Genomic DNA, 23,716 nt, shown 5'->3' with positions numbered 1-23,716 from the left:
TGCGCGATCAGTTGAATTGCTTCAGGAAGTTGAGATCGTTCTCGAAGAACAGCCGCAGGTCGTTGACGCCGTAGCGCAGCATGGCGAAACGGTCCAGGCCGATGCCGAAGGCGAAGCCGGTGTAGATTTCCGGATCAATGTTGGCAATGCGCAACACATTCGGGTGCACCATGCCGCAACCGCCCACTTCCAGCCAGCGGCCCTTATCGTCCAGCACGTCGATTTCGGCCGAAGTTTCGGTGAACGGGAAGAAAGACGGACGGAAGCGCACCTGCAGGTCGTCGCGCTCGAAGAAGCGGCGCAGGAAGTCGGTCACCACTGCCTTCAAGTCGGCGAAGGACACGCCCTCGTCCACCCACAGGCCTTCCATCTGATGGAACATCGGCGAATGGGTGGCGTCGGAATCCACGCGGTAGACGCGGCCGGGCGCGACGATCTTGATCGGCGGCTGGTTGTTCTCCATGAAGCGCGCCTGGATCGGGCTGGTATGGGTGCGCAGCACGTCGCCGTTTTCGACGTAGAACGTATCCTGCATCGCGCGCGCCGGATGGTTTTCCGGAATGTTCAGCGCCTGGAAATTATAGAAGTCGGTTTCGATTTCCGGACCGTCGGCCACTTCGAAACCCATGCTGCGGAACAGGCCACTGATGCGCTCCAGCGTCAGCGCAACCGGATGCAGGCCGCCGCCGACGCTGCCGCGTCCCGGCAAACTCACATCTAGCGCTTCGGCCGCCAGCTGGGCTTCCAGCTTCTGCGCGTTCAGCGCGTCGCGGCGCGCGTTGTGCGCGGCTTCGAACGCCTGCTTGGCGACGTTGATGGTGGCGCCGGCGGCTTTGCGCTCTTCCGGCGGCAGCTTGCCCAGTTGCTTGAGAAGCTCGGTCAACTCGCCGCTCTTGCCGAGATAGCGAGCCTTGACCTGCTCCAGTTCCACGAGATCGGTCACAGCCGCCACGGCGGCCAGACCGGCTTGGAGAATCGCGTCGACGTTGTTCATCGTGTTCCACACCGTATGCGAAAAGAAGGCTGACCACAGCAGGCACTGTCCGTACCCAGTCTAATCAGCACTCTTCAGACGCCCGCGGCGCCAACAGCAAAAAAAAGGGAGGCAATGTTGCCTCCCTCTAGATCCATCCAGACGATTAAGCAGCGAGGCTTGCTTTCGCCTTTTCGACGATCTGCGCAAAAGCCGCTTTTTCGAAAACAGCCAGATCGGCCAGAACCTTGCGGTCGATTTCGATGCCGGCTTTTTTCAGACCGTTCATGAACTTGCTGTACGGCAGGCCGTTTTCACGGGAACCTGCGTTGATACGGGCAATCCACAGTTGACGGAACTGACGCTTTTTCTGACGACGGTCGCGGTAGGCGTATTGACCCGCCTTCATCACCGCCTGTTTGGCGATGCGATAGACGTTCTTCCGGCGGCCGCGATAGCCTTTCGCCAGTGCGAGGATTTTCTTGTGACGAGCACGTGCGGTTACACCGCGTTTTACGCGTGGCATATATCAGTCTCCTTAAGCGTAGGGCAGCATGGCGCGAACAGAGGCCATGTTGGTGCTATCCACCATGGTGGTACCACGCAGTTGGCGCTTGTTCTTGGTGGTTTTCTTGGTCAGGATGTGACGCTTGAACGCATAAGAGCGCTTGATACCACCACTGCCCAGCACTTTGAGACGCTTTTTCGCGCTCGACTTGGTCTTCATTTTCGGCATGGAAATGCTCCTGCTGAATTTGTTTGGATTAGACACAGGGTGGCCCCCAGACTTAACTGGTTGCACTTGAAACCGCTGCGTCACGCTTTTAAGGACGTTGCCGACCTACAAAACCGACACGGCAGAGATCACTCTGCCGTGTTCGGAAAAACGATTATACCGATTATTTCTTCTTCGGTGCAATCATCATCACCATCTGGCGGCCTTCCAGGCGCGGGAACTGCTCCACCGTGCCCACTTCCGCCAGATCGGCTTCCACGCGCTTGAGCAGCGCGAGGCCGATGTCCTGGTGTGCCATCTCACGACCGCGGAAGCGCAGAGTGACCTTGGCCTTGTCGCCTTCAGACAGGAAACGGACCAGATTGCGCAACTTGACGTTGTAATCGCCATCGTCGGTACCCGGACGGAACTTGATTTCCTTGATCTGAACCTGCTTCTGCTTCTGCTTGGCTTCGTGACGCTTCTTGGACATCTCGTACTTGTACTTGCCGTAGTCCATCAGCTTGCACACCGGGGGCTGAGCGGTCGGGGAAATCTCCACCAGATCCACATCGCCCTCTTCGGCCAGAGCCATCGCTTCACGCAGACTGACGATGCCAATCTGCTCACCTTCCTTACCTACCAGACGGATCTCACGGGCGGTAATTTCGCCGTTGATCCGTGCTTCGCGTTCCTGAGCTATAGCTAAATCTCCTAAAAAATAATTTGTCTGCCGTTGCTGGATCAGGCCTCAGGCATCTCAGCCTTGAGGCGCGCCGCGAAGGCGTCCAGCGTGAGCTGACCCAGGTCTTCGCCCCGGGCGCGCACGGCAACTAGACCGTCTGCCTTTTCCTTGTCACCGATAATGATCTGGTACGGCAACTTTTGCAGACTGTGTTCGCGAATTTTATAGCCGATCTTCTCGTTTCTCAAGTCAAGCGCGACGCGGAAGCCTTGTTTCTCAAGAGATTTGGCAACTTCACTAGCATAATCCGCCTGTGCCTCGGTGATATTCATCACCACCATCTGCACCGGCGCCAGCCACAGCGGGAAGGCCCCGGCGTGGTTTTCGATCAGAATGCCGAGGAAGCGCTCCAGCGAACCCAATGCCGCGCGGTGCAGCATCACCGGACGTTTGCGGCTGTTGTCGTCCGACACGTATTCGGCATCCAGACGCTCCGGCAGCATGAAGTCGAGTTGCAGGGTACCACATTGCCAGGAGCGACCGAGCGCATCTTTGACGTGATATTCGATTTTCGGGCCATAGAAGGCGCCTTCGCCCGGCAACTCTTCCCATTCCACGCCACAGGCGCGCAGCGCTTCGCGCATGCCTTCTTCGGCTTTGTCCCAGGTGGACTCCTCGCCGATGCGCTTGTCCGGACGCAGCGCCAGCTTGATCGCCACCTTGTCGAAGCCGAAGCGTTCGTACACTTCCATCACCAGGCGGTGGAAATCTTTCGCCTCCTGATTGATCTGGTCTTCGGTGCAGAAGATGTGGCCATCGTCCTGCACAAAACCGCGCACGCGCATGATGCCGTGCAGCGCGCCGGTGGGCTCGTTGCGGTGGCAGGAGCCGAACTCGGCGTAGCGCAGCGGCAGGTCGCGGTAGGAGCGCAGGCCGCTATTGAAGATCTGCACGTGGCCCGGGCAGTTCATCGGCTTCACCGCGTAGTCGCGTTTTTCCGACTCGGTGATGAACATGTTCTCGCGGTAGTTGGCGGCATGGCCGGAACGCTCCCACAGGTTCACGTCCATCATCATCGGCGTGCGCACTTCTTGGTAGCCCTCGCGGTTCAGCTTGGCGCGCATGTACTGCTCCACGCTCTGCCACAGCTGCCAACCCTTGGGGTGCCAGAACACCATGCCCGGCGCCTCGTCCTGCAGGTGGAACAGGTCCAGCTGCACGCCCAGCTTGCGGTGGTCGCGCTTTTCAGCCTCTTCCAGCATGAACAGGTATTGCTCCAGGTCTTCCTTCTTGGCCCAGGCGGTGCCGTAGACGCGCTGCAGCATCTCGTTCTTGCTGTCGCCGCGCCAGTAGGCGCCGGCCACCTTCATCAGCTTGAACACCTTCAGCTTGCCGGTGGAAGGCACGTGCGGGCCGCGGCACAGGTCGGTGAAATCGCCTTCGCGGTAAAGGCTCAGCACCTGGTCCGCCGGAATCGATTCGATGATCTCGGCCTTGTAGGCTTCGCCTATGCCCTTGAAGTAGGCGATGGCTTCGTCGCGCGACAGCTCGTAACGCTCGACCGGGATATCCTTCTTCGCCAGCTCGGCCATCTTCTTCTCGATGGCGGCCAGGTCTTCCGGCGTAAACGGACGCTTGTAGGCGAAATCGTAGTAGAAGCCGTTTTCGATCTCCGGCCCGATGGTCACCTGCGCCTCCGGAAACAGCTCCTTGACGGCGTAGGCCAGCAAGTGGGCGGTGGAGTGGCGGATGATGGACAGGCCGTCGGCGTCCTTGTCGGTGATGATGGCCAGATCGGCATTGCCGTCGATCAGGAAGCTGGTATCCACCAGCTTGCCGTCCACCCGGCCAGCCAGCGCGGCGCGCGCCAGGCCAGTGCCGATGGAGGCGGCCACTTCATGAACCGTTACCGGTTTGTCGAAAGAACGGATAGAGCCGTCCGGCAAGCGAATGTCTGGCATATCAACTCCAACGAGGGCGAGTATTTTCGGTGATCGAATCTAAAACGAATTCTGGGAAAAGGGTAAAAAAAAAGTGCGGCCTGAGCCGCACTTTTTTCGCATGGGAACAACCCGTAAGGCTCAGCTTCCGTGAGTATGTCGGGCTGTGGCAGTTCGCAAGAAATTCACTTGGCAACTCCATGCATTAAATTCTGGTAGGCACGATTGGATTCGAACCAACGACCCCCACCATGTCAAGGTGGTGCTCTAACCAACTGAGCTACGTGCCTGTCGTCGAGCTCAGAATATTAAAGAAACACGCAAAGCTTGGCAAGCATAATTTTCAAGACGCGCCGCGCAAGGCGCGCTTACGGTATACTAGCGGCCTGATTTTGCTAAACAAACACATCCAGAATGCTGAAGTTTACCGTACACAAGACCTCCGGCGGCGCGCGGCGCGGCACGCTGGAGTTGAACCACGGCACCGTGGAGACCCCGGTTTTCCAACCGGTGGGCACCTATGGTTCGGTCAAGGCGATGAGCCCGGTCGAGCTCAAGGACATCGGCGCCGAGATCATCCTGGGCAACACTTTCCATCTGTGGCTGCGCCCGGGGCTGGAGATCGTCGAGCAGTTCGGCGGCCTGCATGAGTTCATAGGCTGGGACCGCCCCATCCTCACCGACTCCGGCGGCTTCCAGGTGTTCAGCCTGTCCGACATGCGCAAGCTCACCGAGGAGGGCTGCACCTTCCAGAGCCCGATCAACGGCGACAAGCTGTTCCTGAGCCCGGAGATCTCGATGAAGATTCAGACCGTGCTCAATTCGGACATCGTGATGCAGCTGGACGAGTGCACGCCCGGCCAGGTGGACCACGCCACCGCGCAGAAATCGCTGCAGATGAGCCTGCGCTGGGCCGAGCGCTCGCGCCGCGCCTTCGACGACCTGAACAACCCCAACGCGCTGTTCGGCATCGTGCAGGGCAATCTGTACACCGACCTGCGCCAGGAGTCGCTGGAAGGCCTGATGCAGGTGGGCTTCGACGGCATCGCCATCGGCGGCCTGTCGGTGGGCGAGCCCAAGCCTGAAATGTACCGGATGCTGACCGAGCTCAAGGACATGCTGCCGGCGGACAAGCCACACTACCTGATGGGCGTGGGCACGCCGGAAGATCTGGTGCACGGCGTGGCCAACGGCGTGGACATGTTCGACTGCGTAATGCCGACCCGCAACGCGCGCAACGGCTGGATCTTCACCCAGTGGGGCGACGTCAAGATCAAGAACGCGCGCTACAAGGACGACAAGAAGCCGCTGGACGAGGCGTGCGAGTGCTACACCTGCAAGAATTTCAGCCGCGCCTATCTGCACCATCTGCATCGCGTCGGAGAAATCCTGGGCGCCCGCCTCAACACCATCCACAATTTGTTCTACTACCAGGAACTGATGCGCCAGGTGCGCAAGTCCATTGAGGACGACCGCTTCGAGGACTTCCGCCTGGCATTCGCCGCCAACCGCGCGCGCGGCGTCAATTAAGGCCGGGGGCGGGGGAACCGGCGCGCAAAAGCGCCGGTCCTAAGCCCTTGCCGCGCTCCATGGTTGGAAAAGCCATGGAGCATGGCTACAATGCCCTGTTTGAAATCAGTAGCCATAACAACTAGGAGTCATCCTGATGTTCATCTCCCCCGCCTTCGCTGCCGGCAACGGCTCTCCCGCCGGTTTCGACCTGATGGGCTTCCTGCCCATGATCGTGATTTTCGTGCTGTTCTGGTTCCTGATGGTGCGCCCGCAGCAGAAGCGCATGAAGGAAACCCAGAAGATGCTGTCGGAAATCCAGAAGGGCGACGAAGTCGTCACCCAGGGCGGCATCGTCGGCCGCGTGGTGAAAGCCAGCGAGCAATACCTCACCCTGGAAATCGCCAACAACGTAGAAATCAACGTGCAGCGCGCCGCCGTCAACGGCAAGCTGGAAAAAGGCACGATGAAGTCCCTGTAAGCAAGCCCTGGCCGCCCCGGAAGCCCTCCGCTGGCGGCCTGTTCATTTCCCTCCCCAGAACTAGAACATGAACCGCTACCCTCTCTGGAAATACCTCGTCATCGTGGTGGCGCTGATCCTGTCGGCGATCTACACGCTGCCCAACTTCTACGGCGAAACCCCCGCCGTGCAGGTCTCCAGTTCGCGCCAGTCCATTCCGGTGGACACCGCCGTGATGGCGCGGGTGGAAGAGGCGCTGAAAGCGCAGAACATCAGTCCTGACGGCGTCTACCTGGACGCCGCCAACAGCCTGAAAGTGCGCTTCAAGGACACCGACACCCAACTGAAGGCGCGCGACGCCATTCAGCACGCGCTAGGCGACAACTACATCATCGCGCTCAACCTGCTGCCGGCCTCTCCCGCCTGGCTGACCGCGCTGCACGCCAACCCGATGTTCCTCGGCCTAGACCTGCGCGGCGGCGTCCACTTCCTGCTGGAAGTCGACATGCAGGCCGCCACCGACAAGACCATGGAGCGCTACGCCGGCGACCTGCGCCGCGAGCTGAAGAACAAGCAGGTGCGCTACGGCGCCATCAAGCGCAACGGCAACACGCTGGAAGTGCAACTGCGCGATGGCGACACGCTGAAGTCGGCGCAGGACGTGGCCTACCGCACGCTGCCCTCGCTGGCGGTCAAGACCGACGACAGCAGCAACAAGCTGCTGCTGACGCTGAAGCCGGAAGAGATCACCAAGATCCAGACCGACGCCGTCAAGCAGAACATCATGACTCTGCATAACCGCGTCAACGAGCTGGGCACCACCGAACCCATCATCCAGCAGGCAGGCCCCAACCGCATCGTGGTGCAGCTGCCCGGCATCCAGGATACCGCCCGCGCCAAGGACATCATCGGCCGCACCGCCACGCTGCAGGTGCGCATGGTGGAAGACGACCAGGGCAAGCTCAACGACGCCGTCAACGGCAATGTTCCGGCCGGCTATGAACTCTTGGACGATGTCAGTTCGCGCGGCCACAGCAAGATCCTGCTGAAGAACGACGTGGAGCTCACCGGCGACAACATCAACGACGCCAACCCCAGCTTTGACCAGTTCGGCGCGCCCGCCGTCAGCATCACGCTGGACAGCGCCGGCGCCGCCATCTTCCGCCAGCTCACCGCCGAAAACGTCGGCAAGCGCATGGCGATGGTGCTGGTGGAAAAAGGCCGCAAGGAAGTGGTGACCGCGCCGGTGATCCGCACCGAGATCGGCGGCGGCCGCGTCGAGATCTCCGGCAGCATGAACTCCGCCGAAGCCAACGACACCGCCCTCCTGCTGCGCGCAGGCTCGCTGGCCGCGCCGATGAACATCATCGAGGAACGCACCATCGGCCCGAGTCTGGGCAAGGAAAACATCGAGAAGGGCTTCCACGCCACGCTGTGGGGCTTCGCCGCCATCGTCGCCTTCATGGTGCTGTACTACGGCCTGTTCGGCGTGTTCTCCGGCCTGTCGCTGGCGATCAACGTATTCCTGCTGGTAGCCATCCTGTCCGCGCTGCAGGCCACGCTGACCCTGCCCGGCATCGCCGCCATCGCGCTGGCGCTGGGCATGGCGATCGACGCCAACGTGCTGATCAACGAACGCATCCGCGAAGAGCTGCGCAACGGCGTGCCGCCGCACTCGGCGATCCAGGCCGGCTACGGCCACGCCTGGGCCACCATCCTGGACTCCAACGTCACCACGCTGATCGCCGGCCTGGCGCTGATGATCTTCGGCACCGGCCCGGTGCGGGGCTTCGCCATCGTGCACTGCCTGGGCATCCTGACCTCGATGTTCTCGGCGGTGCTGGTCTCGCGCGGCCTGGTCAACCTGTGGTACGGCCGTCGCCGCAAACTGACCTCGCTGGCCATCGGCCAGGTGTGGAAACCGGAAAACAAGGGCTAAATCATGGAGCTTTTCCGCATCAAACGGGACATCCCGTTCATGAGCTACGGCAGGCTCACCACGGCGATTTCGCTGGTGACCTTCATCGTGGCGGTATTCTTCCTGGCAACCCGCGGCCTGAACTTCAGCGTGGAGTTCACCGGCGGCACCGTGCTGGAAGTGCAGTACCAGCAATCGGCCGATCTGGACAAGATCCGCGACACCGTCGACCAGCTGAAGCTGGGCGAAGCCACCGTGCAGAACCTGGGCAGCAGCCGCGACGTGATGATCCGGCTGCCCAACAAACCGGGCACCAGCTCGGCCCAGCTGTCGGACAAGGTAATGGGCCAGCTTAAGGCCATCGACAATGGCGTGCAGCTGCGCAAGGTGGACTTCGTCGGCCCCAGCGTCGGCGCCGAACTGGTGTCCAGCGGCCTGACCGCCGTCATCCTGGTGTGCCTGGGCATCATGGCCTACCTGGCGCTGCGCTTCGAATGGCGCTTCGCGGTAGCGGCCATCATCGCCAACATGCACGACGTGGTGATCATCCTCGGCTGCTTCGCCTTCTTCCGCTGGGAGTTCTCGCTGACCGTGCTGGCCGGCATCCTGGCGGTGCTGGGTTATTCAGTGAACGAATCGGTGGTGGTGTTCGACCGGATCCGCGAAAACTTCCGCAAGCCGGGCATGCGCGGCCAGCCGGTGGCCTCGGTCATCGACAACGCCATCACTTCGACGATGAGCCGCACCATCATCACCCACTTCTCCACCGAGATGATGGTGGTGTCGATGCTGGTATTCGGCGGCCCGGCGCTGCACGGCTTCGCCATGGCGCTGACCATCGGCATCCTGTTCGGCATCTACTCGTCGGTGCTGGTGGCCAGCCCGATCGCGCTGTGGCTGGGCGTGACGCGCGAGCACATGATCAAACCGGTGAAACCAAAAGAGGAAGCGGTGGTCTGACCACAGTTTTTACCGACTGGCCGGCTTGTCCGGCCAGTTTTTCTTTAGCCCCCTGACAAGACGATACCCATGGAAGCCATCACCTTTCTGATCGACTTCATCCTGCACATCGACGCCCACCTCACCCAGTTGGTGGCCGCCTACGGTCCGTGGATCTACGCGATTCTGTTCCTGATCGTGTTCTGCGAAACCGGCCTGGTGGTGACGCCCTTCCTGCCCGGCGACTCGCTGCTGTTCGTCGCCGGCGCCCTGGCGGCGATGGGCCAGATGAACCCGCACCTGCTGGTGGCGCTGCTGTTCGTCGCCGCCGTGCTGGGCGACGCCGCCAACTACTCCATCGGCCGCAACATCGGCATGAAGCTGTTCGAGCGCTTTCCGCGGCTGCTGAAGCAAAGCTACCTGGACAAGACCCACGCCTTCTACGAGCGCCACGGCGGCAAGACCATCATCTTCGCCCGCTTCGTGCCCATCGTGCGCACCTTCGCGCCTTTCGTCGCCGGCATCGGCAAGATGCACTACCCGCAATTCCTGAAGTTCAACGTGGTCGGCGCCGTCGTCTGGGTGGCGGGCTTCACCTACGCCGGCTACTTCTTCGGCAACCTGCCTTTCGTCCGCAAGAATCTGGAGCTGCTGATCTTCGGCATCATCTTCGTCTCCTTCCTGCCCGGGCTGATCGAGATATGGCGCCACAAGCGCGCCGCCGCCAAACAGTAGTAGAATTCTCCCCATGGCCGCCGCAGCGGCCATGATTCTTTTCCGACACCGCTCCGACACCGCATAGCCGCCGCCCATGAAACGCATCCACCGCCTGCCAGACCACCTCGTCAACCAGATCGCCGCCGGCGAAGTGGTGGAACGCCCCGCCTCCGCGCTGAAGGAAATGCTGGAAAACAGCCTGGACGCCGGCGCGACGCGCGTCAGCGTGGACCTGGCCCAGGGCGGCATCAAGCTGATCCGCGTCACCGACAACGGCGCCGGCATCGCGGCGGAAGACCTGCCGCTGGCGCTGGACCGCCACGCCACCAGCAAGATCGCCTCGCTGGACGATCTGGAATCGGTGGGCACGCTGGGCTTCCGCGGCGAAGGACTGGCCAGCGTGGCATCGGTTTCGCGGCTTACCCTGATCAGCCGGCCGCACGACGCCGAACACGCGCACCAGATCATCGCGATAGACGGCACGCTGCACCCGGTGGAGCCGGCCGCGCATCCGCACGGCACCAGCGTGGAAGTGGTGGACCTGTATTTCAATACCCCGGCGCGGCGCAAGTTTCTGAAAAGCGAAAACACCGAGTACGCGCATTGCGCCACCACCTTCGAGCGCATCGCGCTGGCGCACCCGCAGGTGGAGTTCCTGCTGCGCCACAACGGCAAGGTGGCGTGGCGACTGCCGGCGCAGGGCGCTCAAGAGCGCGTGGCGGCGCTGCTGGGCAAAGACTTCGTCGCCGCCGCCATCGAACTGGACAACCAGGCCGGGCCGCTCTCGTTGTCCGGCTTCATCGCCTCCCCCACTTATTCCAAGGCCAGCCGCGACGCCCAGTATTTCTACGTCAACGGCCGCTTCGTGCGCGACAAAACCGCCCAGCACGCGCTGCGCCAGGCCTATCGCGACGTGCTGCACCACGACCGCCATCCGGCCTACGCGCTGTTCTTCCAGCTTGAGCCATCCGGCGTCGACGTCAACGTCCACCCCACCAAGATCGAGGTGCGCTTCCGCGAAAGCCAGGCGGTGCACCAGTTCCTGTTCCACAGCGTGCACAAGGCGCTGGCCGGCACCAGCGCCGGCGCCGCGCCGACGGTGCAGATGAACGACGCGCCGGCGGAACCCGCGCTGGCGCGCGGCGAATCCGCGGCGCTATTCCAGGCCCCGACCTCCTCCAGCCCGCCGGCCGCGCGTCCGGCGCCGCAGCCCTTCCACTATCAGCAACAGTCCATTCCGCTGTCGGTGGCGCGAGAAGCGGTGGGCGTTTACGACAAGATGTTCGGCGGCATGCGCGAGGAAGAACGGGCGCTGAACCAGGCCGCCCCCCTCATGCCTTCGCCGGCGTCAGCGCTGCCCCATCCCGTCGTCCTGGCCATGCCGGACCACGACGAGGGCGGCATCCCGCCGCTGGGCTTCGCGCTGGCGCAGCTGCACGGCGTCTACATCCTCAGCCAATGCGCCGAAGGCCTGATCCTGGTGGACATGCACGCCGCCCACGAGCGCATCGTCTACGAACGGCTGAAAACCGCGCTGGAGACCGACGCCATTCCGCTGCAGCCTCTGCTGCTGCCGGTATCGTTCGCCGCCGACCGCATGGAAGTGGCCACCGCGCACGAGCATGGCGAGGAAATGAAGACGCTGGGGGTGGAACTGGCGCCGCTGTCGCCGACGCAGATCGCCGTGCGCGGCGTGCCGGTGTGGCTGAAAGACGGCGATCCGGTAGAGCTGGCGCGCGCGGTGCTGAAGGACGTGCGCGAATTCGGCCTGACCCAGGTGCTGACCGAGCGCCGCAACGAACTGTTGGCCACGATGGCCTGCCACGGCGCGGTGCGCGCCAACCGCCAGCTGACGCTGCCGGAAATGAACGCGCTGCTGCGCGACATGGAAGCGACCGAACGCTCCGGCCAGTGCAACCACGGCCGCCCCACCTGGAGCCGGCTGACCATGCGCGATCTGGACAAGCTGTTCATGCGCGGACAATAAAACCGCCGCTTGCCGGACGCCGCGGCAATTGAATGACATTAAATTAATTGGCGCCGTATCATGGGCTTTTCACCCGTAGAGTCCGCCATGCGCCTTGCCTTCTTCGCCGCCCTGCTGGCCATCGTTTCCAGCCAGGCGCTGGCGGCGATCGGCCAGCCCATCGACCTGGACGCCCCCAGCGGCCGCATCTCCGGCTCGCTGCTGCTGCCGGACCGCGCCGCCAAACCGCCGGTAGCGCTGATCATCGCCGGCTCAGGCGCGATAGACCGCGACGGCAACTACCCGGGGCCCCCCGATGGCAGGATAGACAACCTCAAGCAGCTGGCGCAGGCGCTCTCAGACGCCGGCATCGCCTCGCTGCGCTACGACAAGCGCGCCATCGCCGCCAGCCGCGCCGCCGGCCTGGATGAAGGCAAGCTGCATTTCGACGACTACGTGGCCGACGCCGCCGGCTGGATCGCCAAGCTGCGCGCCGATCCGCGCTTCTCTTCGGTGATGGTGATAGGACACGGCGAAGGGGCGCTGATTGGCATGCTGGCGGCGGGAAAACAGCCGGTAGCCGTCTTCGTCTCGCTGAACGGCCCGGCCCGCAACGCCGCCGATATCCTGCGCGCCCAGTTGAAGCCGCGCCTGCCGGAACATCTAGCCAAAGCGAGTGAACGCATCCTGCAGGCGCTGCAGCAAGGCCGCGAAGCCGACAATGTGCCCGGCCCGCTGATGGTGGTGTACCGCCCCAGCATCCAGCCCTACCTGATCTCCTGGTTCCGCTATACGCCCAGCCAGGTCGTCCAGTCGCTGCGCATCCCGATGCTGATCGTGCAAGGCACCGCGGATCGGCAGGTGGACAAGCAGGAAGCGTTGGCGCTGCACACCGCCCAGCCGGACAGCCGGCTGGCGCTGATAAACGGCATGGATCACCTGCTGCATGGCGACGGTTCGTCCAGTCGTCCGGTTTCGCAGCAAGACCAGGCGCCGCCGCTGGCGCCGGAGCTGGCCGGAACGATTGCCGGCTTCCTGAAGCAGGCGGCGCCGGCAGAAAAATAGCCGCAAGCCAGCCAAGCCGTCTTTGCTCAAGAGGGCGCTCTTGCGCATGGACTTGTTACCCTGCGATACGCTTGCAGTTTCCCCTGCCTGGCGGCTTACATTGTCAGCGTCAGCGCAGTGGCTCTTTGCGTGCACTCGTCCATCAAGAGAATCTCCAGAAAAGGAGAAGATGCAACCTGCTTCTCCACTTCCGCCACCAACAGCTTCCAATCATCAACCATGTAAATATTATTCAGGCAGCATTGAATGACCAGCGAGGTATGGCGGGGATAGGCGACTGCCGATTTTTTGCGTATGGATTCGACAACGATAGGCACAAAGTTGAGCACATGCTCGTGGTTTCCGAATACGACCGGTTCGGATTTCAGAGGCGTATTCCTGCTGGCGTCTATCCCTTTGGGAGCGTAGACGACCTCCCCTCGATTCAACATCTTGCGCACCCAGTGCTGATTGGGGTGCATAGCGCTGGTTACCTCCAGATATGCCAGCTTTTCATAATAACCTTGCGCGACGTAGTCTCCTCTCTGGTGAAGCTCGGCATCATAATGCTGGCTCCCCTCCACCCAGCGCACCGAGATATACCGGCCCGCTCGGTAATAATGCTGAACATAGCGGCAAATCGGCATAATCTCGTCCAGCAAGCGTTTCACCGCTCCCCGCTCGGACCGCATCCTGAACCGCTCGATCCCGCCCGGCTCCGCCCTGAGTTTTTCAAACAAGGCATAGGATTTGGAACAAAAATCCAGGCCGTCCAGAATCTGTCCGTCCAGGTCAGCAATCGAGACATCCATCACACGCTCCGACAATCAGCCCAGTCAAATCGGGAGGCGGCCAAAACCATCCCCTTCAATCCCAAACAGATGACGTCATAGTCCGCCAGAACCAATCCCGCAAGCGTCGCACACCCCTGAAAAGCAGACAGCCCGCAGGCGCTCAGCGCATACGGGCCGTTTCCATGCCTATCAGAAACCGGATCACAGGTAATCCAGCATCCGGTAATAAGCCATGCCCAACACCAGCGCCGGCGTGCGCAGCAGCTTGCCGCCGGGGAAGGGCCGGTGGCGGATTTTGCTGAACAGATCCAGCCGCGACGAGGTGCCGGCGATGGCCTCCGCCACCACCTTGCCGGCCAGGCCGGTGATGTTGACGCCGTGGCCGGAAAAGCCTTGCAGGTAGTAGACATTGCCGGATAGGCGGCCAAAGTCCGGCGCGCGGTTGACCGTGATGTCGCAGAAGCCGCCCCAGGCATAGTCGATGCGCGCGTCGGCCAGTTGCGGGAACACGCGCAGCATGTCGGCGCGCATCGCGCCGGCCAGGTCGCGCGGCTCGCGGCCGGAATAGCTGACCTTGCCGCCGAACAGCAGCCGGTGATCGGCGGACAGCCGGTAATAATCCAACACGAAATTGGTGTCGCACACCGCCATATTGTCGGCGATCAGCGCGCGGGCGCGCGCTTCGCCCAGCGGCTCGGTGGCAATCACATAGGTGCCGGCCGGCATGATGCGCCGTTCCAGCTCTGGAACCAGCGCGCCGATGTAGGAGTTGCAGGCCAGCACCACTTGCTTGCAAGACACCGCGCCACGCTCGGTATGTACCTTGGGCGCAGCGCCCTGCTCCAGCCGCGTGGCGGGCGATTGCTCGTAGATGTCCACGCCGGCGTCCCGCGCCGCCTGGGCCAGGCCCAGCGTGTAATTCAGCGGATGCAGGTGGCCGGAGCGCGGATCGAACAACCCGCCCTGGTAGCGCTCGCTGGACAAACGGCGACGCAGCTCGGCGCGGTCCCATAATTGCTGGCCGCCGTAGCCATAGCGGATTTCCGCCTCCCGCTGCCAGGCTTCCAGCGCCTTCAGGTGGCGCGGCTTCACCGCCACGCTGACATAGCCTCGCCGCCAGTCGCATTGGATGTCGTGGCGCCTCACCCTCTCGTCGATGATGTCTATCGCCTCCACCGACATGTTCCACATCGCGCGCGCGGCGTCGTCGCCCAGTTGGCGGCGGATGGAATCGATATCGCTGGCGAAGCCGGCTATCACCTGGCCGCCGTTGCGGCCGGAGGCGCCGAAACCCACCGCGGAGCCTTCCAGCAGGATCACGGAGAAGCCCTTTTCGCGCAGGTTCAGCGCCGCCGACAGGCCGGCCAGGCCGCCACCCACCACGCAGACGTCGCAGCTGGCGTCCCCTTGCAGTTCGGCGCGGCGGACCCAGGGATGGGCAGTGGCGGCATAGTAGGACGGAGGGTGCGGCTGATGGGCGAAGCGCAGCATAGAATCCTCGAAAGCAAAGACCGGCGGGAGGCCCCGCCAAGGCGGGGCCATACAGGCAGCGCTACATGATCAGCACCACCGGCACATCGGCGCGCCAGCTGACGTACACCGGCTCGCCCCAGGTGGGCGGCGTTTCATTGGCATCGCACCAGCGCGACGATGGCACTATCGATTTGACGATCTTGCCGCCCGCCAGTTTCACGTGATAGATGGAATAGCTGCCCAGATAGGCGATATCCTGCACCACGCCGGCGGCGCGGTTGGGCCCCGACGCCAGCGGCTGCTTGTCCAGCCGCACGTCTTCCGGCCGGATGCTGGCCCACACGTGCATGCCCTTGGGACCGGTGATGCCGTGGTCGATGCGGATCACACCGCCCAGCTCCTGCGAGTTGATCTCAACCAGATCCGGTTCGTCCACCACCACCGCGCCCTCCAGCATATTGGTCTCGCCGATGAACTCGGCGGTGAAGCGGCAATTGGGGTATTCGTAGATCTCGGTCGGAGTGCCCACCTGCAGCAGCTTGCCCTCGCTCATGATGCCGATGCGGCTGGCCATGGTCATCGCCTCTTCCTGGTCGTGGGTGACCATGATGCAGGTGACGCCCACCGCTTCGATGGTGTTGACCAGCTCCAGCTGGGTCTGCTGCCTGAGCTTCTTGTCCAGCGCGCCAAGTGGTTCGTCCAGCAACAACAGCTTGGGCCGCTTCACCAGGCTGCGCGCCAGCGCCACCCGCTGCTGCTGGCCGCCGGACAACTGGTGCGGCTTGCGGCCGGCGAACTTGCGCATCTGCACCAGATCCAGCATTTTCGCCACCCGTTCAGCGATTTCATCCCGGGGGACTTTGTCCTGCTTCAGGCCGAAGGCCACGTTCTCCTCCACCGTCATGTGCGGGAACAGCGCGTAGTTCTGGAACATCATGTTGACCGGCCGCTGGTAGGGCTGCAGGCCCTGCATGTCCTGGCCGTCCAGAATGATGCGCCCGCCGCTCGGCGTCTCCATGCCCGCCAGCATGCGCAGCAGCGTGGACTTGCCACAGCCGGAGCTGCCCAGCAGGGCGAAGATTTCCTTTTGACGGATATCCAGGTCGATATGGTCCACCGCCAGATGATCGCCAAACTTCTTCACCACTCCGGATATCTTCAGGTAAGGCGCCTCCGCGCTGCCGCTTGCGCCAGGGACGGCGCCTGCGGCGGGAACGGCTGCTGCGTGTTTTGTGGCCGCGATGGCTTCCGACATGATCTGACTCCCTCCAACTCAAACACCAGGCAGGCGCGATGCCGACGGCTGGGACGCGTCCTGCGCATCAATGGAAACGGCAAGAAACGGGCTATGCCGCGACGGACAGCGATAGGCTTTGCGCTGCCCGCATGGCAAAACGCGGTTTGCCTTGCCTGAAAAGATTAAACGAAGAAAGAAGCGAGCGGGAAGATGCGGTGGGCGGCTGCGCCGGGAATGGCGCGACGAAACGGATGGAACAGGCCATGATGTCTCCTCTTCATCTGCCGTCCGGCGGACAGCGCAGCCGTCGTCGGTCGCGGCGGCTTTTGGGGACAGCCTATGCCATGTTTAATAAATTTGACAAGCGTCGCGGTAAGGGACGACGCGAGCGGTAGCCCGCGCTGTCGTTTTCCCGCCGCAGAGACCTCGGTTACGCCTGCCCGCAACGACACGCCGCCACCGCTGCGGCCGGCTGCCGCCTTTCGACGAACAGGCTGTTGCCCGGCATTTTCTTGGCCTGCTTCTTCGCCTCGGCCGTCACCGCGCCGATCTCGTAGTGGTTGCCGAACTGCCCCGGCCTCACCCTGACCACGCCCAGCGACAGCGTGGTCAACGGCAGGAACATGATCTCGCCGTTGCGCGCCGTCACCTCGAAACCGCCCGCCTCGCGGTGGCACTCGGAGAAATGCTGCGCCGCCTGCCGGCCAAATACTTCCAGCACGCATTGCAGACGCGCCTCCCAATCGTCCGCCTGCATCAGCACCACGAAATCGTCGCCGCCGACATGGCCGACGAAGTCGCGCTCCGGATCGGCATGCTCCAGCAGCAGGTGGGCCACCAGCTCGATCAGGCTATCGCCGGCGGCATAACCGTATAAATCATTAAACGGCTTGAAGTGGTCCAGGTCGGCATAGGCCACCACGAAAGGCGTCTTCATTCCCAGCAGGCGGTCTATGGTCTCGTTGATCGGCACATTGCCGGGCAGGCCGGTCAGCGGATTGGCGTAGCGGGCGGCCGACAACTGCAGCTCTGTGATCTTGCGCATCAGCGCGAAGCCAGTGCCCATGCCCAGATAGCGGCCGCTTTCGGTGATGATGAAGCCGTCCACCAGATAGCGCTGCTCCGCCGCCACCACCAGGCTGGACAATTCATGCACATTCATGTCGGCGCTCACCACCAGCGGCTGCTTGTCCATCATCAGATGACAAGGCTTTTTGCCGTACAGCTCGCGGTTGAACGGCTTGGCGAAGCTTTCCAGCAGGTGATGGCGCCGCAGCAGACCCACCGGCACCCCGTCCTCCACCACCGGGATGGCGAAGCATTCTGGATGATCGGCGAAGCGGCGATAAGCGGTTTCGTTGGGCACCTTGGCATCCAGCGGCATCACTTCCAGCAGCAGGTCGCGCGCCAAGGGCTGATTGCGCAGGCCGTGGCGGCGGCTGCCGGCCCAAGGCAGCGCGTCGGTCTGCAGCGGCAACTCGTGCGCGGGATTGGCCTGGGGCCGGGCCAACAGATAGCCCTGGCCGTAGCGCACGCCCAGCCGGCACAGCGTGCGCAGCTCCGCCGCCGCCTCAATCCCCTCCGCCACCAGCATGGCGCCGGATTGGCGGGCAATGTCCACCATCGAGCGAACGAATTGCTCCTTCAAGGGATCGAGGTGGATGTTCTGCACGAAATGCTTGTCCAGCTTGACGAAATCGGGACGCAGCTCCGACCACAGCCGCAGATTGGAAAACCCCTCGCCCAGATCGTCCAGCGCAATGCGCAGACCGCCCTGGCGGCAAACGCCAGTGACTTCGCGCAAGGCCAGATAGCCGCCATTGGGCCGGGTTTCGGTCAACTCGAGAATCACGCGCTTGCTGTCCAGGCCGATCTGGCCGAAGAAACCCAGGATGGCGGCTGGTTTCTGCCCTTGCAGCAGCAAGGTCTCCGGGCTGGTGTTGACGAACAGCAGCCCCGGCAGCGCCAGTTCGACGAATCGTTCGGCGCAAGCCCGCAGGCAGGCCTGATCCAGCGACAGCGTCATCTGGCAGCGCTCCGCCGCCTCGAACAGCATCATCGGCGAATGCAGCGTGCTGTCGGACGGACCGCGTATCAGGCCCTCGTAGCCCAGTATGCTGCCCGCATCCAGATCGACAATGGGCTGGAACACCGGCTGCAGCTTGCGCCGGCCTATGATTTCCTCCAGCTCCTGACACCAGCCCACCGGCCCGTGCGACAGGGACGGCTCGACGCAAGTTTGCATGATCTTGAAAAAACTGCCTGATTTCGTTAAACCCCGCTAATCTAAGCCAGAAAAATGTCAGCGACATTACATTGCGCTATTTGCCCGCCCCATCTGTTCAGCGACACCCGGCGGGTCCTAGAATGAATGACACCGCAGCCAGAAACAGGAGCTTGCCATGCCGTATGCTCAGATAGCCGGGCACCAGATCTACTACGAGGAAAGTGGTCATGGCGGCCAGACGTTGCTGCTGCTCAACGGCATCACCATGTCCACGGTGGGCTGGACGCTGATGCTGCCGCAGCTGGAGCCATACTTCCGCCTGTTGCGGATGGACTTCCTCGGCCAGGGACAGAGCGATCATCCGCCGGCGGAGCTGTACCATCTGGCAGAACAGGCCGACCTCGCCTGCGGCCTGCTTGACCAGTTGCAGATCGAACAGGCCTATCTGGTGGGCCTGTCCTATGGCGGCATGGTGGCGCAGCACTTCGTCCACCGCCATCCCGGCCGCGCCAGCCGGCTGTTCCTCGCCGGGACGCTGGCCTGGGCCGACAGCGTCAACGGCCACATCGGCGACAGCTGGATAGCCGCCAACAGCCAGGGCGGGCTGGATCTGCGCTACCAGGTGAGCATCCCCTGGCTGTTTTCCAGCCGTTTCCTGGCCAGCAACGCCGCGATGCTGGACGATCTGAAAATGCTGGCCGGCATGGTGGACTGGGATGCGGTGGTCCGGCTGATCAATGGCGTGCGCCAGCACGACGCCCGCACCTGGCTGCCGGAATTGCAACTACCGGTGCATATCCTGGTCGGAGACGAAGACCGGCTGACGCCGCTATACCAGGCCAGGCTGCTGCACAGCCTGATCCCGGACGCCGGGTTGGAAATCCTGCCCGGCGCCGGCCACGTACTGCACATCGAAGCCGTCGAGGCCTTTGCCCGCGGCATCATTCAATTCAGCCCGCGCTGAAGCGGCATCCACCAGGGGGAGTCTCATGAGCACCCAAGCCGTATTGCTGAACGTCAACAAACAAGGCGTGGCCACCGTCACGCTGAACCGCGCCGACCTGCACAACGCGCTGGACGATGAAACCATCAGCCTCTTGGCCGCCACGCTGGAAACCCTGGCCGAAGACAACGATGTCCGCGCGGTGGTACTGACCGGCAGCGGCATCAGCTTCTCCGCCGGACACGATCCCGACTGGCTGCGCCGACTGTCGCAGTTCTCCGCCAGCGAGCTGAACCGCTACGCGCAACAGACCGCCCGCCTGCTGCACACTCTGGACACCCTGCCCAAACCCACGCTGGCCAGGGTGCAAGGCTCGACCTTCGGCCTGGGCATGGCGCTGGTGGCCTGTTGCGACATCTCCATCAGCGTGTCGGAAGCGCTATTCAGCTTGTCCGACGTCCGCTTCGGCCAGATCCCGGCGCTGGCGGCCCCCTACCTGATCCGCGCCATCGGCGAGCGCTCCACCCGGCGCTACTGCATCAGCGCCGAGCGTTTCAACGCCGGCAAGGCCAAACGCCTGGGCCTGATCCACCAGGTGGTGGAAAACGACGAGCTGGACGCGGCGGTAGAGCACATGCAGGGCCAACTGCTGCTCAACAGCCCGGCGGCGATGCGCGCGGCCAAGCACCTGATAGGCGAGATCGGCCAGCACAACATCACGCCGCAAGTGATGCAGCAATGCATAGAGCACAGCCTGGCGGTGCGGATGAGCGACGAAGGACGGGAAGGCATACTCGCCCTGATCGAAATGCGTAAGCCCGGCTGGATGGAATAAGCCGCGGCCGGCTGGCCCAAGCGGCGGGCCAATGCGACAATAGCCGCGTCTAACGTTTGCCTCCCAGCCCATGTCCAACCACACATTCTTCTGGCACGACTACGAAACCTTCGGCGCAGTGCCGCGCCAGGATAGGCCTTCGCAATTCGCCGGCATCCGCACCGACGCCGAACTCAACGAGATCGGCGAGCCGGTGATGCTCTACTGCCGGCAGGCGCCCGACTATCTTCCCACGCTGCAGGCCTGCCTGCTCACCGGCATCACTCCGCAGCTGTGCCAGCAGCGCGGCGTGGCCGAGCATGAATTCGCCGGCGTGATAGAACGCGAGCTGGCCACCCCCGGCACCATAGGCGTCGGCTACAATTCGCTGCGCTTCGACGACGAAGTCACCCGCTTCCTGTTCTGGCGCAATCTGATCGATCCCTACGCCCGCGAATGGCAGAACCATTGCGGCCGCTGGGATCTGCTGGACCTGGTGCGCGCCACCTACGCGCTGCGCCCGGACGGCATCGTCTGGCCCAAGCATGAGGACGGCAGAACCAGCTTCAAGCTGGAGCACCTGTCGGCGGCCAATGGTCTGGCTCACGAATCGGCCCACGACGCGCTGTCCGACGTGCGCGCCACCATCGCGCTGGCCCGCCTGATCCGCGACAAGCAGCCCAAGCTGTTCGACTACTATCTGACCCTGCGCAAGAAAGACGCGGTCAAGGTGCAACTGTCGCTGCACGATCCCAAGCCGGTGCTGCACATCTCCGGCATGTACGGCGTGGAGCGCGGCAATCTGGCCATGGTCTGGCCGCTGGCGGCCCACCCGACCAATGCCAACGAAGTCATCGTCTGGGACCTGACGCACAACCCGGCGCAGTTGCGCGGCCTGAGCGCCGACGTCATCCGCCAGCGCATGTTCAGCCGCGGCGAAGATCTGCCGGCGGGCGTGGAGAGGCTGCCGATCAAGACCATACACATCAACAAGTCGCCGTTCGTGGTGGCTAATCTCAAGGTGCTGAGCGCGGAGCGCGCCGCGCACTGGAGCCTGGATCTGGATGCCGTCGCCCGCCATGCCGAAACGGCGCGCGCGCTGCCCGAGCTCTCGTCGTTATGGCGCAGCGTCTACCAGCGCGAAGCCGGCGCGCCGCAGGACGTCGATGAAAACCTGTATGGCGGCTTCGTCTCCAACAACGACAGGAAAGCGCTGCAGAAAATGCGCCGGCTGTCGGCGCTGCAGCTGGCCGGAGAAATGGGCCTGTTCGAAGACCCGCAACTGGCGGAACTGCTGTTCCGCTACCGCGCCCGCAATTTCCCGACAACCTTGTCTGGCGAAGAGCAAAACCGCTGGCGGCAATGGTGCCGCGCCCGGCTGGAGCGCTCCGCCCCGGCCTTCCAGGACGAGTTGTCGGCCTTGCAGGCCGCCGATCTGCCCTCAGTCCAACAGCAACTGCTGCAACAGGTGGCGGATTACGCCGCCAGCCTGCAGGCCTCGCTGGCCTGAACGGCGGCGGGCCGGCTCTGCCGGCCCAGTCCCGCCGTCCATCCGGCTGGGTACGCATTTATGCGTATGAATTTCCACTATTTCATGAACTAGAACTATTTATATGTAGACCCGCAATACCATCCAGGAGATACGCATGCTGCACCTGCTTACCGTCAGGCAAAAACTCCTGGGCGGCTTCGCCCTGCTGATCCTGCTGCTTTGCGGGGTCGTCTTCGTCGCTTACAACAAACTGCATACCATCCAGGACAATATCCGCGAGATCCGCGAGGACCGTTACCCCAAGATCGTGCTGGCGCAGCAAATTTCGCTGAATCTGCTCAACATCAGCCGCGAAGTCCGCGACGGCGTGCTCGCCCGCGATCCGCAAACCGCGGAACGCCACATCCGCAATGTCGACGCCATACGCGCCGGCAACCAGGCCGATCTGGACAAAATGGAACCGCTGCTGGCGCAACCGGAAGGCCGCGCCCTATTCGCCAAGGTCCGCGATGCCCAAAACCAGCAACGCCCGCTGTTCGACCCGATTTATGCGCTGATGCGCAACCACCAGATCGACGCCGCCAGCGAATTCCTCGACAAGCGCTTCGCCCCGGCCAACAATGCGTTCATTGCGGCGCTGCAATCGCTGCGCGAACGGCAGCAGAGGCGGCTGGAAAACTCGATGGTCGCCGCGCTTGAATCCAGCCAGCAGGCCATCATCATCCTGCTGGGCACCGCGCTGGTCTCGTTGGTGCTGGCCATCGCCGTCGCGCTGTTGATCTCCGGCACGATCACCACTACCCTGCGCAAATCCGCCCTGCTCGTGCACCAGATACGCGAGGGCGACCTGTCAGGCGTTTCCGAGCCGATTCCGCCGGCCCGCGACGAAGTGATGGGCATCGCCCGCGACATCCAGGAAATGCGCCAGGGCCTGCGCGAAGTGGTGCTGAGCATCCAGGAAAACGCCCATCAGGTATCGGACTCCGCCCGGGCGTTGTCCGGCATGGCACAGCAGGTGGCCAACGGCGCCCAGACCCAGGCAGAGGCGACCACCTCCGCCGCCGCCTCGATCGAGCAATTGACCGTCAGCATCAACCAGGTGGCCGACAACTCCAGCGAGGCCTCGGAGCAGGCGCAGACCGCCGGCCAGCTGGCCAATCGCGGCGGCACCGAAGTGCTGGAATCGGTGGGCAAGATCCGCTTCGTCACCACATCGGTCGATGACACCTCCAAGCAGATGAACAGCCTGACCAAGGAAGTGCAGCAGATCGGCAATATCGTCACGGTGATCCGCGACGTGGCCGACCAGACCAATCTGCTGGCGCTGAACGCCGCCATCGAGGCCGCCCGCGCTGGCGAGATGGGCCGCGGCTTCGCAGTGGTGGCGGACGAAGTGCGCAAGCTGGCGGAGCGCACCACCACCTCGGCGCAGGAAATCACCACCATGATAGGATCGATCCAGCAAGGCGTCGGCAAGGTGGTGCACAGCATGGGACAGAGCCTCAACTGCGTGGAAGGGGTATCCGGCACCGCCGAGCAGGCCTCCAATTCGATGCGCGAAATAGAAAACAGCGCCGACACCATCATGCGCACCATCCACAGCATCACCGGCGCGCTGACCGAACAGCGCAGCACCAGCCTGAGTCTGGCGCAGGATATGGAGAAAGTGTCGCGGATGGCCGAGGAAAACAATGCCACCGTGCAGGAGCTGGCCACCACCTCCAGCCAGCTGAGCACCCTGTCCAGCAATCTGCAAAACGTGACCACCCGTTTCAGGCTGTAGGCTTTCCTCTCCTCGATCCAGCCTTGCCGTGCCCCCGGGCACGGCCTTGTTTTTAACGCAATATTTCAGTCGTTTTCCGCCGCCATC

The 23,716-nt window shown here is 63.0% G+C and carries 20 protein-coding genes and 1 tRNA gene; 11 read left to right on the top strand and 10 right to left on the bottom strand.

The features are described 5' to 3' along the window. Nucleotides 1-7 precede the first annotated feature (7 nt). The 6 genes from pheS to BI344_RS10665 all read right to left on the bottom strand — a co-directional run bounded on the left by pheS (nt 8) and on the right by BI344_RS10665 (nt 4,603). Nucleotides 8-994, bottom strand: a complete 987-nt coding sequence (gene pheS, locus BI344_RS10690) for a phenylalanine--tRNA ligase subunit alpha (protein WP_071112901.1) — start codon at nt 992-994, stop codon at nt 8-10. A 145-nt stretch (nt 995-1,139) separates the two neighbouring features. Continuing rightward, nucleotides 1,140-1,499 carry a 50S ribosomal protein L20 gene (gene rplT, locus BI344_RS10685; RefSeq protein ID WP_071112900.1) on the bottom strand — a complete coding sequence of 120 codons (360 nt, stop codon included), beginning with the start codon at nt 1,497-1,499 and terminating at the stop codon, nt 1,140-1,142. Nucleotides 1,500-1,511: 12 nt separating this feature from the next. Further along, nucleotides 1,512-1,709 (bottom strand): 50S ribosomal protein L35, encoded by a 198-nt coding sequence (rpmI, locus tag BI344_RS10680; protein WP_071112899.1) that lies wholly within the window; start codon nt 1,707-1,709, stop codon nt 1,512-1,514. Between the two features lie 163 nt (nt 1,710-1,872). Continuing rightward, complete coding sequence (gene infC, locus BI344_RS10675) at nt 1,873-2,391, bottom strand: translation initiation factor IF-3 (protein ID WP_095210807.1); 519 nt, start codon at nt 2,389-2,391, stop codon at nt 1,873-1,875. Nucleotides 2,392-2,432: 41 nt separating this feature from the next. Beyond that, entirely contained in the window at nt 2,433-4,334 is a 1,902-nt protein-coding gene (gene thrS / locus BI344_RS10670; protein ID WP_071112897.1) for a threonine--tRNA ligase, read from the bottom strand. A gap of 192 nt (nt 4,335-4,526) precedes the next feature. Then, nucleotides 4,527-4,603, bottom strand: a tRNA-Val gene (locus BI344_RS10665). A gap of 124 nt (nt 4,604-4,727) precedes the next feature. On the opposite strand from BI344_RS10665, the gene tgt reads away from it, so the two are divergent. The 7 genes from tgt to BI344_RS10630 all read left to right on the top strand — a co-directional run bounded on the left by tgt (nt 4,728) and on the right by BI344_RS10630 (nt 12,887). Further along, a complete protein-coding gene (gene tgt / locus BI344_RS10660; RefSeq protein ID WP_071112896.1) occupies nt 4,728-5,843 on the top strand; it encodes a tRNA guanosine(34) transglycosylase Tgt in 1,116 nt (371 codons plus the stop codon). Between the two features lie 136 nt (nt 5,844-5,979). Further along, nucleotides 5,980-6,303: a preprotein translocase subunit YajC gene (yajC, locus tag BI344_RS10655; RefSeq protein ID WP_071112895.1), complete on the top strand. Its 324-nt coding sequence runs from the start codon at nt 5,980-5,982 to the stop codon at nt 6,301-6,303. A 67-nt stretch (nt 6,304-6,370) separates the two neighbouring features. Next, nucleotides 6,371-8,221, top strand: a complete 1,851-nt coding sequence (secD, locus tag BI344_RS10650) for a protein translocase subunit SecD (RefSeq protein ID WP_071112894.1) — start codon at nt 6,371-6,373, stop codon at nt 8,219-8,221. A gap of 3 nt (nt 8,222-8,224) precedes the next feature. After that, entirely contained in the window at nt 8,225-9,160 is a 936-nt protein-coding gene (gene secF, locus BI344_RS10645) for a protein translocase subunit SecF (protein WP_071112893.1), read from the top strand. A gap of 69 nt (nt 9,161-9,229) precedes the next feature. Continuing rightward, nucleotides 9,230-9,874, top strand: coding sequence for a DedA family protein (locus tag BI344_RS10640; protein WP_071112892.1), 645 nt, complete (start codon nt 9,230-9,232; stop codon nt 9,872-9,874). Between the two features lie 76 nt (nt 9,875-9,950). After that, nucleotides 9,951-11,843: a DNA mismatch repair endonuclease MutL gene (gene mutL / locus BI344_RS10635; RefSeq protein ID WP_071112891.1), complete on the top strand. Its 1,893-nt coding sequence runs from the start codon at nt 9,951-9,953 to the stop codon at nt 11,841-11,843. A gap of 87 nt (nt 11,844-11,930) precedes the next feature. Continuing rightward, entirely contained in the window at nt 11,931-12,887 is a 957-nt protein-coding gene (locus BI344_RS10630) for an alpha/beta hydrolase (protein WP_071112980.1), read from the top strand. A 95-nt stretch (nt 12,888-12,982) separates the two neighbouring features. Here the strand turns inward: BI344_RS10630 and BI344_RS10625 are convergent, their stop codons facing one another. From BI344_RS10625 to BI344_RS10610, 4 genes are all read right to left on the bottom strand, one after another. After that, nucleotides 12,983-13,678 carry a hypothetical protein gene (locus BI344_RS10625; protein ID WP_071112890.1) on the bottom strand — a complete coding sequence of 232 codons (696 nt, stop codon included), beginning with the start codon at nt 13,676-13,678 and terminating at the stop codon, nt 12,983-12,985. A gap of 183 nt (nt 13,679-13,861) precedes the next feature. Then, the gene (locus tag BI344_RS10620) at nt 13,862-15,151 is read right to left on the bottom strand and encodes an NAD(P)/FAD-dependent oxidoreductase (RefSeq protein ID WP_071112889.1); all 1,290 of its coding nucleotides are present in this window, start codon (nt 15,149-15,151) and stop codon (nt 13,862-13,864) included. A gap of 61 nt (nt 15,152-15,212) precedes the next feature. Then, nucleotides 15,213-16,388 carry an ABC transporter ATP-binding protein gene (locus tag BI344_RS10615; protein WP_083338849.1) on the bottom strand — a complete coding sequence of 392 codons (1,176 nt, stop codon included), beginning with the start codon at nt 16,386-16,388 and terminating at the stop codon, nt 15,213-15,215. A gap of 412 nt (nt 16,389-16,800) precedes the next feature. Further along, on the bottom strand, nt 16,801-18,615 hold the full coding sequence (locus BI344_RS10610) for a GGDEF domain-containing protein (protein WP_071112888.1): 1,815 nt from the start codon (nt 18,613-18,615) through the stop codon (nt 16,801-16,803). Between the two features lie 157 nt (nt 18,616-18,772). Here BI344_RS10610 and BI344_RS10605 point away from each other — a divergent pair, with 157 nt between their 5' ends. The 4 genes from BI344_RS10605 (at nt 18,773) to BI344_RS10590 (ending at nt 23,629) form a co-directional block, all read left to right on the top strand. Beyond that, nucleotides 18,773-19,561: an alpha/beta fold hydrolase gene (locus tag BI344_RS10605; protein WP_071112887.1), complete on the top strand. Its 789-nt coding sequence runs from the start codon at nt 18,773-18,775 to the stop codon at nt 19,559-19,561. A 25-nt stretch (nt 19,562-19,586) separates the two neighbouring features. Beyond that, a complete protein-coding gene (locus BI344_RS10600; protein WP_071112886.1) occupies nt 19,587-20,375 on the top strand; it encodes an enoyl-CoA hydratase-related protein in 789 nt (262 codons plus the stop codon). Between the two features lie 70 nt (nt 20,376-20,445). Next, nucleotides 20,446-21,864 (top strand): exodeoxyribonuclease I, encoded by a 1,419-nt coding sequence (gene sbcB / locus BI344_RS10595; protein WP_071112885.1) that lies wholly within the window; start codon nt 20,446-20,448, stop codon nt 21,862-21,864. 136 nt (nt 21,865-22,000) lie between these two features. After that, on the top strand, nt 22,001-23,629 hold the full coding sequence (locus BI344_RS10590; RefSeq protein ID WP_071112884.1) for a methyl-accepting chemotaxis protein: 1,629 nt from the start codon (nt 22,001-22,003) through the stop codon (nt 23,627-23,629). Nucleotides 23,630-23,716: the final 87 nt, after the last annotated feature.

Source organism: Chromobacterium sphagni (assembly GCF_001855555.1).
Taxonomy (GTDB): Bacteria; Pseudomonadota; Gammaproteobacteria; order Burkholderiales; family Chromobacteriaceae; genus Chromobacterium; species Chromobacterium sphagni.
Note: the sequence above shows the minus strand (reverse complement) of the source record. Positions and strands in the feature narration are given on the sequence as shown.

What these genes read in the sequence shown, in the direction of transcription:
- pheS (WP_071112901.1), bottom strand. Translation starts at nt 994, where the DNA reads ATGAACAACGTCGACGCGATTCTCCAAGCCGGTCTGGCCGCCGTGGCG.
- rplT (WP_071112900.1), bottom strand. Translation starts at nt 1,499, where the DNA reads ATGCCACGCGTAAAACGCGGTGTAACCGCACGTGCTCGTCACAAGAAA.
- rpmI (WP_071112899.1), bottom strand. Translation starts at nt 1,709, where the DNA reads ATGCCGAAAATGAAGACCAAGTCGAGCGCGAAAAAGCGTCTCAAAGTG.
- thrS (WP_071112897.1), bottom strand. Translation starts at nt 4,334, where the DNA reads ATGCCAGACATTCGCTTGCCGGACGGCTCTATCCGTTCTTTCGACAAA.
- tgt (WP_071112896.1), top strand. Translation starts at nt 4,728, where the DNA reads ATGCTGAAGTTTACCGTACACAAGACCTCCGGCGGCGCGCGGCGCGGC.
- yajC (WP_071112895.1), top strand. Translation starts at nt 5,980, where the DNA reads ATGTTCATCTCCCCCGCCTTCGCTGCCGGCAACGGCTCTCCCGCCGGT.
- secD (WP_071112894.1), top strand. Translation starts at nt 6,371, where the DNA reads ATGAACCGCTACCCTCTCTGGAAATACCTCGTCATCGTGGTGGCGCTG.
- secF (WP_071112893.1), top strand. Translation starts at nt 8,225, where the DNA reads ATGGAGCTTTTCCGCATCAAACGGGACATCCCGTTCATGAGCTACGGC.
- BI344_RS10640 (WP_071112892.1), top strand. Translation starts at nt 9,230, where the DNA reads ATGGAAGCCATCACCTTTCTGATCGACTTCATCCTGCACATCGACGCC.
- mutL (WP_071112891.1), top strand. Translation starts at nt 9,951, where the DNA reads ATGAAACGCATCCACCGCCTGCCAGACCACCTCGTCAACCAGATCGCC.
- BI344_RS10630 (WP_071112980.1), top strand. Translation starts at nt 11,931, where the DNA reads ATGCGCCTTGCCTTCTTCGCCGCCCTGCTGGCCATCGTTTCCAGCCAG.
- BI344_RS10625 (WP_071112890.1), bottom strand. Translation starts at nt 13,678, where the DNA reads ATGGATGTCTCGATTGCTGACCTGGACGGACAGATTCTGGACGGCCTG.
- BI344_RS10620 (WP_071112889.1), bottom strand. Translation starts at nt 15,151, where the DNA reads ATGCTGCGCTTCGCCCATCAGCCGCACCCTCCGTCCTACTATGCCGCC.
- BI344_RS10615 (WP_083338849.1), bottom strand. Translation starts at nt 16,388, where the DNA reads ATGTCGGAAGCCATCGCGGCCACAAAACACGCAGCAGCCGTTCCCGCC.
- BI344_RS10610 (WP_071112888.1), bottom strand. Translation starts at nt 18,615, where the DNA reads ATGCAAACTTGCGTCGAGCCGTCCCTGTCGCACGGGCCGGTGGGCTGG.
- BI344_RS10605 (WP_071112887.1), top strand. Translation starts at nt 18,773, where the DNA reads ATGCCGTATGCTCAGATAGCCGGGCACCAGATCTACTACGAGGAAAGT.
- BI344_RS10600 (WP_071112886.1), top strand. Translation starts at nt 19,587, where the DNA reads ATGAGCACCCAAGCCGTATTGCTGAACGTCAACAAACAAGGCGTGGCC.
- sbcB (WP_071112885.1), top strand. Translation starts at nt 20,446, where the DNA reads ATGTCCAACCACACATTCTTCTGGCACGACTACGAAACCTTCGGCGCA.
- BI344_RS10590 (WP_071112884.1), top strand. Translation starts at nt 22,001, where the DNA reads ATGCTGCACCTGCTTACCGTCAGGCAAAAACTCCTGGGCGGCTTCGCC.